Origin of the sequence: Pseudomonas sp. EL_65y_Pfl1_R83, from assembly GCF_963970695.1 — a bacterium.
Lineage (GTDB): Bacteria > Pseudomonadota > Gammaproteobacteria > Pseudomonadales > Pseudomonadaceae > Aquipseudomonas > Aquipseudomonas tritici.
Genome location: NZ_CAXAQI010000003.1, coordinates 415469 through 432421 on the forward strand (window position 1 = coordinate 415469; position 16953 = coordinate 432421).

Below are 16953 nucleotides of genomic sequence, written 5' to 3' on the forward strand. Positions count from 1 at the left end.
GGCGAGCGGGCCTGTTGTGTCACGCGGGCGCGCCCGCTCGCCACGGCGCTCAATAGTTAGTGCGCTTGCTGTGGCGTGCCCCGGCCGCTTTCGTAGTCGTTCAGGCGATGCAAGGCGTTGCGGGTCAGTTGGTGGGCAAGGTCGGTTTCACTGATTTGGTCATCCGTGAAGCCGCCTGCGAGCAGACGTTCGTACGTTTCGGTGGTCATTGGCTTGCCCGTGAGGACCACGTCGTGGGGCACGTTCAGCGCATCCGCCAACGTCAGCAGGTGTTGCTTGAGCGTGGGTTGCTCTTCAGGGGGCCGCGATTGGCCTTTGGCCCATTGATCTTGCGCGTCTCGCAGTTCGTCCAGTGGGCCGATCAACTCATAGCCGCGGTCCAGGCTAGCGGCGAATTGCTCGGCATGCCGGGCATGCAAATACTCAACCCAGAACGGCTGATCGAGCATGCCCGCCGCCAGTCCGTCCCCGGCCTCTTGAGCGATCACGTGGTTGTACGCCGTTTCAAGACTGGGTTCATCCACCTGCGCCGTCATGCGGTAGGTCATGTGCTCGGCGATCCAGGGCAAGTCGAGGCGTCGTTTGAGCCCGGTGTGGTAGGCCAGGTACACCTCCACCTCATCCACCGTTCCCGGCACACCGTCGATAACGTCAGTGGTAAAGCGCAACCCGTGTCCGCCTTCTTCGAGCGCAGTGATGCGCAAGCGGATAGCGGCTTGCGCCACTTTGTTCAGGCGATCCAGGCGTGTTTTACCCCTGGCCAGGTGGGACAGTTTCAAGTCCCGATCGAGGCCGAGCAGATCACGGTTGATCTCGACGAGCAGCACCTCGTAGCCCATGGCATTGAATACATGTGCGCCGGCATCGGCGCAGGTCAACGGGTTGCTGGCCATGAGAAACAGTCGCAAGCGCAGCGCCTCATCGCCTTGCATCGCCAACAGCATGCGCCAGACCTTTGAGGTCAGTTCGCGGCGACCCTGTGCAAACATCGCTTCATCGTTGGGGTCCTCGAAATACGCCGACGGTTCAAGACTCTTGATCACCTCAAAGAACCCCTGCGAGCCGTGTTCCTCTTCGAGTTCCTGCCACAGTTGCCGCAGCCAGGGGCTGTGTTCAGGCGTTTCGAGTTCAAGCCAATAAGCCGCGTCGCCTTTCGGCGGATAGAGGCGGAACGGGTCCAGCCCTGCCTCGATCCGGTAGCTCACCAGTCGTTTCTCGGCGTCAGTGGTCAGGTGGTTGCGATCCAGGCGCACCCGCGCCACCAGTTCGGCCTCGGGCTGCCAGGGCAGAAATGCCGGCACGTCGATAATTGCCGTGTGTTGTATATCGAGAAAAAAATGCGCCGGGCTCCGCCTTGGAAACAGCCCTTGCGGCCATTCGCTGATCGCCGTGTTGCGCAGGCACAGCCAGCGCAGGCCAGGCAGTTGCGAAAGGTTTGGCGCTACAGTCAGGTTGCGGTTGTCCGCCAGGGACAAGCGCCGCAGACGCCGCATGCCGCTGAGCTTGGCTAGACCGTGCGCCTCCCACTGAATCGGCGTGCGATCCAGGTTCAGGGTTGTCAGGCTGCGCATTCCGGTCAGCGCATCAGGCAAGCGCGTCAATCCATTGCCGGAAAGGTCCAGGTTGTGCAGCCGTGGAAACACGCTGAGAAAGTGCGTATCGCTGTCGGTCAGTTCGGCGTCGATCAAATCCAGATGCAAGATATGTTCAAAGCGGGTACGCAGGCGCAGGTCGCTCAGCAGCCCTGACAGCTCAACCCCATTGAGGATCAAGCCGAAACCGTCCGGGTCGGGGTCAATGTTCTGTTCCCAGGTGCGCAGCAGCGCCGTGGCCAATTCTTGCTTTCTGCGGCCCATGTGCGGGTGTTCCAGTGCCGGCGCGGCGTCCAGCCAATTATTCAGGTCTTCCTCCAGGCGGGTTTTTTCCAGCGCTCGCGCCTCGAAAAGATCGCGTTGCACCGGGTCATCGAGGCCCAGCAGATAAGTCTCGATCACGATCTGCGGCGCAAAAGGGTAGAGCGCCTTGACCCGACCCCTCAACGACGTGGGAAACAGTTCGCACATCCATTGACCCATCCGGTGCATCGGTTTTTGCGTCAGCACCAGCGCATCCCTGGGCGCGTTCGCGGGCTTACCGGCCGGTTCAAACAGGCTGCGCCGTTGCTGCGGCGTTTGAATGCGGTCCATCAGCCAGCGCTTGAGCGTCGTCCCCTCGTTAAGCTTCAGGGCGGCGCTTGTGTCGACGGGCAACGCCAGTAGCAGCGCGTCAAAAAAATCATTCGTTTGTTGCAGCGCGTGCTGACGCTCGTCGTACAACTGATAGCCGCCATCGTGCGCGACCAGCACCCGCGTGCGGCGTGCACCCTGCGGCCCGGCACTCGCGCGCAGAGTGCCCTGCAGGTGTTGCTGGCGCACTTCGATTCGACAATCACCCAGCGCATCGCTGTTGACGCGCAGGGTATTGAGGCTCATCTGTTCGGTATCGGCGCCGAACAGTTCGGGTTCGTGCAAGCCCTGAAAGGCATGGGCGGCGCGTGCCTGCCACTGCCATTCGCGGGCGAGATTTTTCAAGCGCAGAGGCAGGCGTTGTTCTTCGCGCAGGCGCCTCAACTCCGCCGGGCGGGCGTGGTCGAGCACACTTTGCAACAGGCTTTTGGGCAGGTCCGGCATGGCTTGACGCACCCGCAACGCGGTTTCATCGTGCAGATCTTCGCTGTTGCGATACAGGTAGTCGAACACCGCACCATGACGGCGCTCGAGGTTGTCGGCGAGGCGCTCACGCAGTGCCTGGATGCGCGCCGGGCGCTGCTCCGGCAACTCGCCGAGCAGCGCACTCAGTTGTGTGTCGTCGAGCACGTCTAGCAGGCGCTCCGGCAACGTGCCTTGGTTAAGGGCCTCCTGGCTGATGGCAAGTACCTCGCCGGCGTCCGGCTCACCGAAGCGTAAGCAAGCGCCGCTGAGGTCGGCGTTTTCATACACGTCGATCGCCACATCGGCCGGCCAACCCTGCAGCTCACGGGCCAGGTGCGGGCTCCAGTAAGTGTCCTGGTCCACCGGTTTGCCCTCACGCAAGCGCTGCACCATGTCGCGGGTGTCCTGGCTCAGACGCACGCGTTTGACGGTGTCGTCCAACAACGGTGCGCGCAGGTGCTCTGACTGCACGGCGCGCAATACGCCATGGTCGACACCGCTGATGCTGCGGATGTGCGCCTGTTGCTCGTCGCTGAACGGCCCCAGTTGGCGCCACAGTTGTTGGTCACTCCAGGCTTGCGGCTGGTCGAGGTACTGCAGGGGCGGCGCATAGGCGTCCGGGCGGCTGGCGTGCTGGACCCGGTAGGTGGCCTCAGGCGCATCCAGGGCGACGGCATAGTGTTGGCCATCCACCGGCAACAAGCTGCGGTCATTGTGCTGGAGTAGGCCGCGCTCATCCGGCGTCAAGTCGGCGGGCAGGTCCAGTCGCGGTTGCGCGTAGGGCTTTGGATCAGGGTTCCACAACTGCGTTTTGCCGTTGAAGCTGATCGGCTTGAGCTGGTTGACGAAGGCCGACTGTGCAAAGTGTCCGGCCACGCCGAAGGCACCCAGTTGCACCACCTGGCTGACCACGCCAATCAGATGGCCGGCGGCTTCGCGGGCCTGGCCCTCCGCGAGGTCCACCACACCTTCGACCACCTCATCGAGCAATTGATAGGCGGTATAGGCCAGTGTCAGCTCGCCCAGCAACGGCACGAACGGCGTGATCACCAGCAGCGCCGCATTGAATACTTCTTCGAGCAATTGACTGAAATTGTCCCACCAACTCCAGCGAGCACGGCTGTCGGCGTAGGCGGTAGCCACCGCCAGTTCGCGACCGTCGTTGAGTATTTTATTCAGCATCGATTGGTAGCGGTGCTGCCACAAATCGCCATTGATGAGGCTTGCCTCGAAACGCGGGTGCTGTTGCAGCGCACTGAAAAAGCGCCCGCGCTGCTGCTGATCGACGAACTGGCTGAAGAACACCGTGTAGCCCGTATCCTTCAGCTTCGCTTGCAAGTCATCCATCAGCGCGACGGTGCTGACGTACTGCTTTATCGGGGTTTTGGGCTCGTGGGGGATGTACATCACGATGGGGACGAGGGTCGTGGCTGCAAGCAGATCAGGCGCAATCAGCAGGATGCCGGTCAGTTGCGTGTCCTGTATGCGCAGTTGATAAAACTGCATCACGCCGCGCTCGCCGGCTACGGCGCGCTGCACCAGGTGAAAGGTCGCCGCGTCGAGCTCACCGGTATGCAGCGCCAGGTGCGCCGCCGCGTTCAAGGCGGCTTTCTGGCTGGCGATGACCTCAGCTTGCAAGGCGTCCTGGTCTGCCTGGGCAGGCGGCAGCAGGTAACGCTGCAGATGCCGCTGGTACTGCGCACCCAGGTCCAGCTCGCGGCACAGCGTCACGAACTGCGCGATGCTCATGCGGTCTTTCAGCGGCGTGATCATGAAGTGCCCGCGCGCATCAGGCCGGGTGATGTAGCTGGAATCGGTACTGAACACCTCGCTCCTGGCGAAGTTGTGCAGCGCGGCGTCCAGCAGGGACACGCTGCGGCTGGTCGTGCCCTTGAGCCAGGTGCCTTTTTCGCTGTGCAAGAACAGGTAGACGGCCTTGACGTTGAGGTGCAGCGCGTAGCGTTGCTTCAGTGCATCGCTGAGCAAGGGTTCGGCGAAGGCGTGCAGGTCGAGCACTGCGCCCAGACGTTTGTCGACGCTGTTCTGTGCACGCCAGGCGTGCGCGTTGGCACGTTTGAGCGGTGCTTGAGGCGTGTCGGCCAGCCGATGGAAGGTCGTCAGCGCCACCATCGACGCGCCTTGCAGACGCTGGGCGCGCGGCCAGGCGGTGCTGCGCAGCCAGTCGGGAAGGTTGAGTGTGATCACAGCGTCAGGTGTGACAGGCATGGCGGATGACCTCGAGTGCGATTTAAGGTCATCAGCCTAAGGACCCGGTGCGGGCCTTGGGGTTACATAGTTAGCGCGTTTCGCCTGGGCTTCACAGACGGGGGCATAGGGGCAGGCCGCCGGTACCGCGGTGAACAGGCCAGGGGTAATTGTTTAGTGCCCGCGCGCCGCCGCTCCCGCCTACGGTTTGCGCTCAATCCCTGACTGAGAACGCACCATGACTGTCGATGCTCCACTGTCGCTACGCCAGGCTCATATCGAGCAGGTCTTGACCCTGTTCAGCGATCCGCCCACGTTGCTCGTGGTGGCCCAGGATTGCGCCCAGGCCTGGCTGGACACCTATGCTGAGCAACACCGTGACGCTGCCGGGCTGATTTATCTGGGTTTTCCGGAGATCGAAACCGCCCCGACCACTTATCGCTACAAAAGCCTGCCGCAACTGTTGCTGGAGCGTCTGGCGGCGGCGCAACCGACGTTATTGGCCGCGGGTTACCACGTGGTCGCGCAGCGCACCCGTGAAACCTACACCGTCGCAGGTCCGAGCCTGGCGACCGTGGAGCGGCTGATCAATCAATGCGGCGCCCTGTTGCTCACCCGCTTCGCCCAGCGCTTGCAAGCCTGGTGGAATGAATCGCTGCCGGTGAACAGGACGCGCTGGGGGTATCTGTCCGACGAATTACTGGGGTTGCTCTACGATTCCCCGCGCCCGCCCGGCATGAGTGAGGCACGGTATGCCCAGGTGTTGCCCAAGTCGGGCCTGCATCGGCAGCGACCCAACCGTCACTGGAACGCTCTTGGCCCTGCGCTGCGGGTACAGACCCTGCACCTGCGGCGTGGCCGGAACGAGCCCGTGCAGATGCTGCCGTTGCTGGTGCTCAGCCCCGCAGGGCAGGGGCCTGTGGTGTTGTTCAGCCCGGCCAGCGGCGTGCAGGTGCTCGATAACCTGCAAGCGGTGCAGGCCTTGTTGCCGGCCTATGCCAGCCCGTTATTGCCGGGCGCTGCCGGGGATTGGTTCGCTGTCGAGGTCGTGAGCGATCCGTTCGATGAATTGGCGTCGAGTTACCTGCAGCGCCAATTGCGGGAAATCGCCAGCCTGGATCTCGCGGTGCCACGTGCCGTCGAGGATTATCAGGCACTGCTGAGGACCATTACCGATGTGCAGCGCTGGTTCATTCCGCGCTAGAGCCCCCGTCAGCAACAGCTGCGCGATCAGTTGCCGCTGTGGCTGCTGCACGTCGACGGACAAACCTGCAGCGCCTACGCGCGTCTGCTCCAGGCCCAGGTGCTGGCCCGGCAGGAAAACGGAACAGAGCATTTTCTGGATGATATTCCCGCACTCCCGGAATACGCCGAACAGCAGTTGCAGGCGTGTCTCAAGAACGACCCGAAAACCGCCACACTCGAACCCTCTGCGATCAGTGTGAGCTTTGACAAAGTCATCGCCGCCGCCGTGCCGGTGCCGGGCGGTTTCATTGCCGGGCAAGTGCAGTCAATTACCGTCACCTTGGCGCAGCTTGCCCTGGAAAACCTTGCCGGGTTTCCCTATACCGCGAAAAGCATCCGCCTCAAGGGGGAACCGGCGCCCGCGTGGTTGACTTATAACCTGCTCAAGACCTGTGTGACTAACGCCGATGTGGGCCAGACGTACCCTGCGCTGTTGAAGAAAAACCTGGTCGACGACCCGGTGCAAGCGACGCGCCGCCGGCGCTTATTCAGTCAGCAACTGCGCATCCAACTGCCCATGCAGGCGCTGGAGTGGCAGGTGAGCGGCCTGCACGGCCTGACCTTCCAGGGGTTTCGCCGGCTGCTGGCGGCGCTGCAAGACACGCGGGCGCAACGCCAGGTGGACGGGCAAGCCGTGGCGATGTGGCCACTGGCGTTCAAGGCAACACGCGACGCCGCGCCGGACGAGGTGGCGAATATGTTTATCATCGGCCCGGAGCAAGGCCAGCAAGGTGCGCATCTGTTGTACCGGCCCTTGTGCGTTCCGCTGCTGCTCGAATACCCCAGCCTCGATGCCCTGTTCGCGGCCGTACAGGCGCCTGGCGATTTGCAGGCCAGCGTCCTGAACTGGCTCGACCCGTCGCGCCAGGCGGTGTATGCCCACGGCGGTTTCCGCGAACCTCATGTGCGGCGTTTTTTGTCGGGCGATGAGTTCACTGCGTTCGAGGCGCCTGGGCCTGCGCAATTGAGCAAGCGGATCAATGTGGACGACCCCGCGCACCAAGTGTTCGCCGCCACTGCCCAGGCCATGGTTGCCCAAGCGGATCGGCAAAGCGTGTCGAACGCTGAACAGCGCTGGGCCAGCGTAAAGCAGGTTGGCTGGCTGTTGTTCGGTATTTTGCAACCGCTGCTCGGCGGCCCGGTGATGTTGGCGGGCTGGCTGGTGCAGGTGCTCGACAGTGCCCGGCAGGATATGCCTAGCCTGCAAAGCGATGATGACCAGACACGTAACGCCGCCGTCATGGACGTGCTTGCCAACCTGATGGCAATCCTCGCGCACCAGGCCTCGCCCCACGACGCGCGCCAGCATCTGCTGCTAGAACACCCGGTGTTCGCCCCTCTGGCCGCCCAGGAGCCGAGCCCGCTGCCGCCCACCTATCACGTTCCGCCAGTGGACTTCAGCGTACCGGCCGCTTGGGCCAATGCGCGTGACGTTCTGACGCCGCCGCTGCAGGCGCGCTTGCAAGGGTTTAGCCTGAACACCGTTGGCAAGCCCTGGCCCCAGGGCTTTACCGAGCAAAGCGGACCCTGGCAGGGGTTGTGGCATGACACCGCGCGCGCGCCCACGCAGTGGAAGGCGTTGGTGCGCGGCCAAGTGTTCGCCGTGCGCCTGCAACGGGGGCGGGCCCGTGTGATCAGCTCTGACGGAAGCCGGCTCGGGCCCTGGTTGAAACTCATCGGTGCCGGCCTGTGGGATATTGATCTGCAGTTGCGCCTCAGCGGGGGCGCGGACCAGGAGCCGAGCAAGCCTGTCGTGGACCGCAGTGTCCTGGAAGCTCAGTACCAGCATGCGATCAAGAATCGCACGCGCGCGCAACAGGCAGCGGAAGTTGCGTACGACCTGCTCAAAAAACCCAACAGCGGCGCCGACGAAAAAATGCTCAACGCAGTCCGCGACCGCTACATCAAGGAGCTCAACGGCAAGGTGGCGTATTTGCTGCAGGAACTGAGGTTGCTCAGGCGCCTGCGGGAACTGGCGCCACGCCCACGATACGAAGAAGAACTGAGTCAGATAGTGGAGTCGATTGTCCTCGCCGCACAATTGTCCGACGTCGTCAGCCGTGAACACATTCAGCGGGTCACGAATAAATTGCCCGCCGTGTTGAAGCAGTTGGAGGAGACGAGGCAAGCACAGTTTCATGACGAGCTGAGACAGATCATGCGTGAGCTGGCGACCCTGCATGGCGACGCGATTCACTGGCGCACGATAGAAGAGCGCTACCTTGAAGAAATGCGCCAGGTCCCGCGACTGGGACGTGACAAGGCACGCGTGTTAACCCTGCGTATGCCGCAACGCCCGTCGATCCTTGACCTGCAAACGTTGCAATTGACCACGCTCTGGAGTGCTGCCTTTGATGTGCGTGGTTCGCTGCTCAAGGATGATTTTATCGATGACATGAATGAAACGTTCGACCGCGCCCGTTTGGCCAGTCGCTCCCAGGTCGATTTGCAGCACTTGCAGTGCAGCCACGAACAACGCATCGAACTGCTCCAGAGCATTGATCGTGTCTACGCACAAACCGATGATCGCATCGAATTCTGGCGCGCCATGGAGCCGGATAAATTCGACCTGCCGTATCTGCAAAAACTGCAGGAACTGTTGGCATCCCTGCATCACCAGGTGCAACAGGATCTGGCGCAGTTGCTGCAACCTGCGCCGCGCCGCGTGATCAAACCCCGTCCTGAGGCGGCTGGCCAGTCAAGTGGGAAAATCATTCTTACGCGCAATCGCGACCTTTATGTGGCCCGGCTGAGCCTGGAACCCATGAGCGTCGAGACAGCCCAGTTGCATGACGCTGCGGGCGGTGTGATCGGTTCGTTCACCCAGGCCGACGATGGCGTTTGGGATCAGTTGAAAGCACCCCCCACCGTGCGTCCTGATCCAGAACTGGGGGCCTTGTTGAAAAAAGCGGACGTCCTGCTGCGCGATGAGGACAGGGCCATCGCCAATGTCGAGGCGATGATGGCTCGGGCCAACGATGCGGCGTCGCTTCAGGAACTGCTGGAGGCTCAGGGGCGTAGCCGTACGTTGGCGGCCGAGGCTATCAGGCACAAACTGAGCGGCCGGACCATCGTGCGACTCGAGAACGTCCAGCGCAGCAAAGCGCGGGATACCGAGGCGAAATTGCGCCTGGCCGCGGCGCGGCTGGACGCGGCCGGGCTGGACGCGCGCATCCGCGCCAGCCGCAATAACCTACGCAGCGTCAATGACGTGGCGTTTTTGCAACAGCAGGGTGAAGTGAAGATCATCCGGCAGGGACAACGGGTGCCGCTGCGTGGGCGCCGCAATGATTTTTTGCAAGTGTACGCGGTGAACGACATCCATACCGGCCGCGCGCTGTGTTTTGCGCATTTTCACTACGCCAGTCGTCACGGGCCTGACGATCACTACACCTTCGGTCACCTCAAAAGCCCCGAACAGAACCGCCTGGGTCGCCTGGCCCAGGCTGAGTTCGAAGCCCAGGCCTTTGCGCGCATGCGCCTCGGGCAGGGCGGCCGGGCGCAACAGACGCTGGAGATTTATCGCTCGCCTGTTGGATTGGCCATGTCACGTCGTCTGTTTTTCAGCCTCGACTGATCCCGTGGCAAGCGCGCTCGCCAACGGGCAGGCGCGGGCCTGAACGTTCTCTGACTGAATCGCATTGAGGCGATCCCGCGTGGGCTCAGCCCGGGCTTATGCACTGGCTGTGACTGCCCGGTTGCCGGAACTGCCAATCGCGGTGGCCAGTGAGGGTACCAAGTGATCGAACGGATAGCCGAGCGCCTGCCAGCGCTGATGGATGTCGAGAAAGGCCTCGATCTCCAGCATGGTGCGGATACGCGGTCCAAGTCGTAGAGCGGACGTTGAAGCAAGGCGGCCAGACGGCTGCGGGCGACGCTGATGCCCTTGTTGGTATTGATCGGCTGGACGGTGGGTTGTAATTGCCAGTCGCGGTAGGCCAACGGCGCGCTCAAGGCGGCCAGCAACAACGGCGCATCAATCAGAGCATTCTGCGCGAACATACGCAGTTTCCAACTGCGTGGCCAGGGTACTGCCGCCGGCGCTTTGCCCCGGCAGGTGCAGCCGCTTGGCCACCTGAGACCACGCAGCCCTGGCAAAGCGAGGCCAGTCCACGGCAGGGTTGGCCTGGGGGGGGGCGCGGGGTCGAGCAGGTCGCGGTTTTCGATAAACAGCAAACTGTTGACCACCAGCGGCGGGATCGCGGTGAAACGCTCGTAGAGTTGCTGCGGATACACGTATTGATACAGCGGCACGGCAATCGGTGATCGACAGCCCGGCCTGGCTCTTTTCAGCGTAGGGCTCGAACAGGCCTTTGTGGGCGTACTCCAACAGTTCGGCAGAGAACTGCGTCTGGGCCTCGATCACATAACCACGCTTGAGCAGCCGGCCGATAAAACTGTCCAGGTCGCTCTAGCCCAAGCGCCTATCAAACGGGCCGGCGCCCGGGTAGGCGATGGCGTCGCTGAGGCATTTTTCCGCTAAAGGCAGGTATAATGCCCCTACCAAATGGCATTTTTGCGGTTGGTTTCACTGAATTTTTCGTTTTTTATAGTGAATCACTCTAAGCCCCGCTTTTTATACTGCACGCCCGCCAAGCGTGCTCCACGGCGGACACTCCAATAACAAAATGAGGTTGTACCTTTATGCCTGTCGGCAACCCACTGCCCCACGGCGAGACCGCTCAAGGCGGTCCGCTCAAACGCGAACTTGGCGAGCGGCACATTCGCCTGATGGCCCTAGGCGCCTGCATTGGTGTCGGCCTGTTCCTCGGTTCGGCCAAGGCCATTGAAATGGCCGGCCCGGCAATCATGCTGTCGTACATCATCGGTGGCCTGGCGATCCTGGTGATCATGCGTGCGCTCGGTGAGATGGCGGTGCACAACCCCGTCGCCGGTTCGTTCAGCCGTTATGCCCAGGATTACCTCGGCCCGTTGGCGGGCTTTCTCACCGGCTGGAACTACTGGTTCCTGTGGCTGGTAACGTGCGTTGCAGAGATCACCGCCGTGGCTGTGTACATGGGCGTGTGGTTCCCAGACACGCCGCGCTGGATCTGGGCCCTGGCGGCACTGATCAGCATGGGTACGATCAACCTCATCGCAGTAAAAGCCTTCGGTGAATTCGAATTCTGGTTCGCGTTGATCAAGATCGTCACCATCATTGCGATGGTCATCGGCGGCGTCGGCATCATCGCGTTCGGCTTTGGCAACAACGGCGTGGCGCTGGGTATTTCCAACCTGTGGGCCCATGGCGGTTTCATGCCCAACGGCGTGCAAGGCGTGTTGATGTCGCTGCAGATGGTGATGTTTGCCTACCTGGGCGTCGAGATGATCGGCCTCACCGCCGGTGAAGCACGCAACCCGCAGAAGACGATTCCAAGCGCTATCGGCTCGGTGTTCTGGCGCATCCTGCTGTTCTACGTCGGTGCGTTGTTTGTGATTCTGTCGATCTACCCGTGGAATGAAATCGGCACTCAGGGCAGCCCGTTCGTGATGACGTTCGAGCGCTTGGGCATCAAGACCGCTGCGGGCATCATCAACTTCGTGGTGATCACGGCGGCGCTGTCGTCGTGCAACGGCGGTATTTTCAGTACGGGGCGCATGCTCTACAGCCTGGCGCAGAACGGGCAGGCACCGGCCACCTTTGGCACCACCTCGAGCAATGGCGTGCCGCGCAAGGCGCTGTTGTTGTCGATCTTTGCTTTGTTGCTGGGCGTGCTGCTCAACTACCTGGTGCCGGACCAAGTGTTCGTCTGGGTAACGTCCATCGCTACCTTTGGCGCGATCTGGACCTGGCTGATGATACTGCTGGCCCAGCTCAAATTCCGCAAAAGCCTGAGTCCCGCTGAGCAGGCCGGTCTCAAGTACCGCATGTGGTTTTACCCGGTCAGTTCCTACCTGGCGCTGGCGTTCCTGGTGCTGGTGGTGGGCCTGATGGCGTACTTCCCGGATACTCGCGTGGCGTTGTATGTGGGGCCGGCCTTCCTGGTGCTGCTCACGGTGCTGTTCTACGTGTTCAAGCTGCAACCGAACAACGCGACTGCGGCGCCGGTGCGTTCGGCCTGACGCCACAAATGGCCCGCTGCGTGCGGCGGGCCATCCAGTCTATCCCGCGTGCACGCTTGCCTTGAGCGACTGATCCAGACGCTTGTTGAACTCCAGCCACAGCGCTAGCAACCCCATCAGTGCAGCACCGGCCACAGCGGTCATCAATTGAATCGCCAAAGCATCCCCGGCCATGGCATTGATCATGTCCGCCAACGGCGCGAGCACGACGCCCAGGCAAAACACCTCCAGCGAATAACGCCCCATGCGACAGGTATGTTGCGCCAGCCAGTTTTCGGTCCAGCCACGGCCCGGCAGCAGCTTGGCGGTGACATAAGCCAGGGCAAGGAAGTGCAGCAGGCGCAGCGGTGATAAGTCGGTCTTGCTGATGGGGTAGATGAGGTCGCTGATCATCGACGGCATCAGCGCATCGTGGATCTGCGGCCAGCGCCAGGACAGCGTGAGCACGCCGGCCATCAACACATAAATCGTTGCCGCGACAAACATCGGCTGGCGGCGCAGTGGCCGGGTGTTCACCGGCCGTTCTTGTCGGCTGTAGAGCGCCGCCGCACCTCCCAGTATGAACAGCAGTTGCCAAGTGACGGGGTTGAAGTACCAGACACCATCGGCAATCGCCCGCAGGTTCCAGCCCATCCACGGCGCCAGCAAGTAGATCGTCGTAGACACGGCCACCACCGCCCAGGTGTTGCGCAGCATCAACGGCAACACCAGCGGCAGTCCTGCCAGCAGCACGATGTAGAGCGGCAACGGGTCCATCAGGTTGGGTTTGAAACGCAGCAGCAGCTCATCGGTCAGCGCTTGCTGCGGGTGGGTGACGAAGTGCGTCAGGCCCATCTCTTCGACAAGGTCGCGGGTTTCCACGTGGCTGTTGGCGAAGAACACGATGCCCATCAGCATCGCCAGCAGGAAGATATGCACCACATATAACACCCAGGCACGCCGCAGGATTTTCAGCGAGGCAATCCAATAGCCATCGCGTTGCAGGATCTTGCCGTAGGCCAATACCGCCGCGTAGCCGGCGAGAAATACAAACACCTCAGCCGCATCGCTGAAGCCGAAGTTGCGCAGCGTGATCTGGCCGAGCGGGTTGTGGGGGACGTGATCCCAGAAAATGAAGATCAACGCCAGGCCCCGAAAAAAATCGATGCGCGGGTCGCGTCCGTTCAACATGGCAGCGGGCTCTTGTACGAAATGTTTATTAAAGACAGGCAGGCGTGGGCGTTGGCGCACGCCACCCGTCGGGCGGGCGCAGGTTGGCGGTATTTGTAAGCAATTGCAAAGGTTGGGTATTACTGAATGTCTCGACGGCCTGCCCGGCACGGGCAGGCTCAAGAAGGAGGGTTATCAGGCGGCGACGACTTCCTGCGCCTCAAAACTGTCCGCCCGCGCCATCTGCCACATGCGGGAATAGAACGCCCCGTTCACCTCACCCGTGAGCAACTCCCCAGGCTTGAGAAACACATGCAACTGCGAAAACAGCTTGATCTCTGTCGCCGACATGCGCCGTACCAAGTGCTTGGCCGACAGCTGCGACGGATGATCCAGGCCGGCCGCGGCGAGCATTTCCGCCAGCGCCTTGAGCGTGTTGCGATGGAAGTTGAATACGCGCTGGGCTTTGTCCGGGACCACCAGCGCACGTTGACGCAACGGATCTTGGGTAGCAACGCCGGTCGGGCATTTGTTGGTGTGGCAGCTCTGCGATTGAATGCAACCGATCGCGAACATAAAGCCGCGCGCCGAGTTGGCCCAATCGGCGCCGATGGCCAGGACGCTGGCGATGTCGAACGCGCTGACGATCTTGCCGCTGGCGCCGAGTTTGATCTTGTCGCGCAGGTTCAGGCCCACCAGGGTGTTGTGCACAAACAGCAGGCCTTCACGCAGCGGCACGCCGATATGGTCGGTGAACTCCACCGGCGCGGCGCCGGTGCCGCCTTCCTTGCCATCCACTACGATAAAGTCCGGAAGGATGCCGGTTTCGAGCATGGCCTTGGCGATGCCCATGAATTCCCACGGGTGACCCAGGCAGAACTTGAAGCCTACCGGTTTGCCGCCGGACAGTTCGCGCAGTTGGGCGATGAACTGCATCAGTTCGATAGGGGTGGAAAACGCGCTGTGGCGCGACGGCGAGATGCAGTCTTCGCCCATCATGATGCCGCGGGTATCGGCAATTTCCTGGGTGACTTTGTGCTTGGGCAGGATCCCGCCATGGCCGGGTTTGGCGCCCTGGCTCATCTTGATTTCGATCATGCGCACTTGTGGATTCTGCGCCTGCACGGCGAAACGTTCCGGATCGAAACGGCCGTCACTGGTGCGGCAGCCGAAATAGCCGCTGCCCAATTCCCAGGTCAGGTCGCCGCCGTTCTCGCGGTGGTAGGAGCTGATGCTGCCTTCGCCGGTGTCATGGGCGAAGTTGCCCAGTTTGGCACCTTGGTTCAACGCGCGAATTGCGTTGGCGCTCAACGAGCCAAAGCTCATTGCCGAGATATTGAACACCGACGCCGAGTACGGTTGCGTGCACTGTGGGCCGCCAACCATCACGCGGAACGCGCTGGGGTCGCTGAGCGGCGCGGGGCGCATGGAGTGGCCGATGAATTCGAAACCTGACTGGTACACGTCGATCAAGGTGCCGAAGGGTTTGTCGGCAGATTCATTCTTGGCGCGCGAATACACCAATGAACGCTGGGCCCGGGAGAAGGGCAGGGCGTCGCTGTCGGACTCCAGCAGGTACTGGCGGATTTCCGGGCGGATGGCTTCTACCAGGTAACGGATATTGCCCAGGATCGGGTAGTTGCGGCGCACGGCGTGGGGGCTTTGCAGCAGGTCGAAAATCCCGATCAGGCTCAACACCCCGGTGACCACCGTGATCGGCCACAGCCATTCATGTTCGATAAAGGGGAGGCTGGCGAGGGTGAAAATGACGCACACGGCAAAGAAAGCGTAACGACTCAGTAGCGACAGGCTCATACGGGTTTCCTGGATTCGGACTCATCGGCTAGGCGTTTTGCGCCTGTAGAAAGATCGAGAACAGCTCTGACTGGGATTTGATCCCTAGCTTGCTGTACATGTGTTTCTTATGGACTTTCACGGTTTCAACAGAGATTTCCAGCTTACGAGCGATTTCTTTGCTAGAGCAACCGCTGAGCATCAAACGGCCCACATCCAGCTCGCGGGCGGTGAGTTGCGCGCCCCACTCATCATTCTGGATCGGCGGCTGCGGGGCGCTCACCTGGTGCAGTTCAAAGGGCAGGCGCTGGCGCAGCAGGCCCAGCACCCAGGGCTGGATCAACGACAGCAGGGCAATCTGCGCCGGGTCAAAGCGCTGCCTGGAGCCCAGTGACAGGCACAGGGTACGCCCATCCGGCTGCTGGCAATTAAATTGGATTTCATCAGCCACCACGTTCAGGCGGAAGTAGCGCTGGTAGTACTCGGTGAGTTCGAAGTGCTCCGGCGCCACTTCGGCCAGGCGCAACAGCCCGGTGCGCGAGTGTTCGCGGCTGGCGATGTAGAAGGGGTCGAGCAGGTACAGGCCGTTGAGGTAGTCCTGGAACAAATGATCCGGTGTGCCATCGGCGCCTGGGCATTCGGCGAATACCAGCGGGCGGTGTTCGCTGCTGAACAGCAATACCACCCAACTGTCGAACGGCACGTATTGGTCCAGCAGGCGGACAAGCTGGGTCCAGAAATTGGGCTGGTCCAGGGCGTCTATCATTTGCCCCACCGAACGGTGCCAGGCGATGTCTTGCAATGACATGGTCATTGTTCTACCCCTATCGGGTTACCCCCGCCGCGTGATTCCCTGGCCGGTTGCGCCTGCGCATACTGCGGCACGTACACAGAACAAGGAATACCCATGAAGGTCGAATTTGCCCAGTTGGCGGGCCGTGATAACGGTACAGCTTACAACCTTGAGCGGGCCTTGGCGGCGATCGCTGCAGCGGCTGCGGACACGCAACTGATCGTCTTCCCGGAAACCCACCTGATGGGCTTTCCCAGCGCCGAGACCGTCGCTGACATCGCTGAACCGCTGGACGGGCCTACCGTGCAGGCCGTGATCCAGGCCGCCCGCGCGCGCCATATCGCCGTGGTGATCGGCATGGCCGAAAGCGACGACGGCCAATTCTATAACACCACCTTGCTGATCACCCCCGAAGGCATCGCCCTGCGTTATCGCAAGACCCATCTGTGGGCCTCGGATCGCGGTGTATTCGCCCCAGGCGATCGCTACGCCACTTGCCTCTGGAACGGTGTGCGCGTCGGTCTGTTGATCTGCTACGACATTGAGTTCCCGGAAACCGCCCGAGCCAATGCGCAACTGGGCGCCGAATTGCTGATCGTCACCAACGGCAACATGGACCCGTACGGCCCCACGCACCGCACCGCGATCATGGCGCGCGCCCAGGAAAACCAGGCATTTGCGCTGATGGTCAACCGAGTGGAAGAGGGGGATGGCGGATTGTTGTTTGCCGGTGGCAGTGCGCTGGTGGACCCGTTTGGTACCTTGCTGTTTGAAGCCGGGCGCGACGAAGGGCAATTCACGGTCGAGCTGGATCTCGACCAATTGGCAGCGGCGCGCAAGGACTACCGCTACCTGGATGACCAGCGCTTGAAGTTGCCGGGTGAGGTGATCGAGCACACTGACGGCACGCGCGAACTGCTGATTCCTTAAGCCCGCTCACTACGATCGACATAAGAAAAACGACAACGGCTTCATCGACTTAAGTTCTGCCATAAATCTAATAATTTCGCGGAG

9 protein-coding genes and 1 pseudogene are annotated in these 16953 nt (G+C 61.7%); 4 read left to right on the top strand and 6 right to left on the bottom strand.

Annotated elements, in window-relative coordinates; all coding sequences use genetic code 11:
• Window positions 1-56 precede the first annotated feature (56 nt).
• Window positions 57-4916, bottom strand: a complete 4860-nt coding sequence (locus AACY08_RS06375; RefSeq protein ID WP_339468655.1) for an NEL-type E3 ubiquitin ligase domain-containing protein — start codon at window positions 4914-4916, stop codon at window positions 57-59.
• A 217-nt stretch (window positions 4917-5133) separates the two neighbouring features.
• Here AACY08_RS06375 and AACY08_RS06380 point away from each other — a divergent pair, with 217 nt between their 5' ends.
• Window positions 5134-6099 (top strand): hypothetical protein, encoded by a 966-nt coding sequence (locus AACY08_RS06380; RefSeq protein WP_339468656.1) that lies wholly within the window; start codon window positions 5134-5136, stop codon window positions 6097-6099.
• A 30-nt stretch (window positions 6100-6129) separates the two neighbouring features.
• Window positions 6130-9717 carry a hypothetical protein gene (locus AACY08_RS06385; protein WP_339468657.1) on the top strand — a complete coding sequence of 1196 codons (3588 nt, stop codon included), beginning with the start codon at window positions 6130-6132 and terminating at the stop codon, window positions 9715-9717.
• 96 nt (window positions 9718-9813) lie between these two features.
• On the opposite strand, the gene AACY08_RS06390 is transcribed toward AACY08_RS06385, so the two are convergent.
• Both AACY08_RS06390 and AACY08_RS06395 read right to left on the bottom strand, forming a co-directional pair.
• Window positions 9814-9948: a hypothetical protein gene (locus tag AACY08_RS06390; RefSeq protein WP_339468678.1), complete on the bottom strand. Its 135-nt coding sequence runs from the start codon at window positions 9946-9948 to the stop codon at window positions 9814-9816.
• 8 nt (window positions 9949-9956) lie between these two features.
• Window positions 9957-10605, bottom strand: a pseudogene (locus AACY08_RS06395) (transglycosylase domain-containing protein); the annotation flags it as partial.
• Window positions 10606-10784: 179 nt separating this feature from the next.
• On the opposite strand from AACY08_RS06395, the gene AACY08_RS06400 reads away from it, so the two are divergent.
• The gene (locus AACY08_RS06400) at window positions 10785-12203 is read left to right on the top strand and encodes an amino acid permease (protein ID WP_339468658.1); all 1419 of its coding nucleotides are present in this window, start codon (window positions 10785-10787) and stop codon (window positions 12201-12203) included.
• A 39-nt stretch (window positions 12204-12242) separates the two neighbouring features.
• Here the strand turns inward: AACY08_RS06400 and AACY08_RS06405 are convergent, their stop codons facing one another.
• The 3 genes from AACY08_RS06405 to AACY08_RS06415 all read right to left on the bottom strand — a co-directional run bounded on the left by AACY08_RS06405 (window position 12243) and on the right by AACY08_RS06415 (window position 15960).
• A complete protein-coding gene (locus AACY08_RS06405) occupies window positions 12243-13373 on the bottom strand; it encodes an OpgC family protein (RefSeq protein ID WP_339468659.1) in 1131 nt (376 codons plus the stop codon).
• 174 nt (window positions 13374-13547) lie between these two features.
• Window positions 13548-15167, bottom strand: a complete 1620-nt coding sequence (locus tag AACY08_RS06410) for an FMN-binding glutamate synthase family protein (RefSeq protein WP_339468660.1) — start codon at window positions 15165-15167, stop codon at window positions 13548-13550.
• A 28-nt stretch (window positions 15168-15195) separates the two neighbouring features.
• Entirely contained in the window at window positions 15196-15960 is a 765-nt protein-coding gene (locus AACY08_RS06415) for a helix-turn-helix transcriptional regulator (RefSeq protein ID WP_065872550.1), read from the bottom strand.
• 93 nt (window positions 15961-16053) lie between these two features.
• Here AACY08_RS06415 and AACY08_RS06420 point away from each other — a divergent pair, with 93 nt between their 5' ends.
• Window positions 16054-16869, top strand: a complete 816-nt coding sequence (locus AACY08_RS06420; RefSeq protein ID WP_339417806.1) for a carbon-nitrogen hydrolase family protein — start codon at window positions 16054-16056, stop codon at window positions 16867-16869.
• Window positions 16870-16953: the final 84 nt, after the last annotated feature.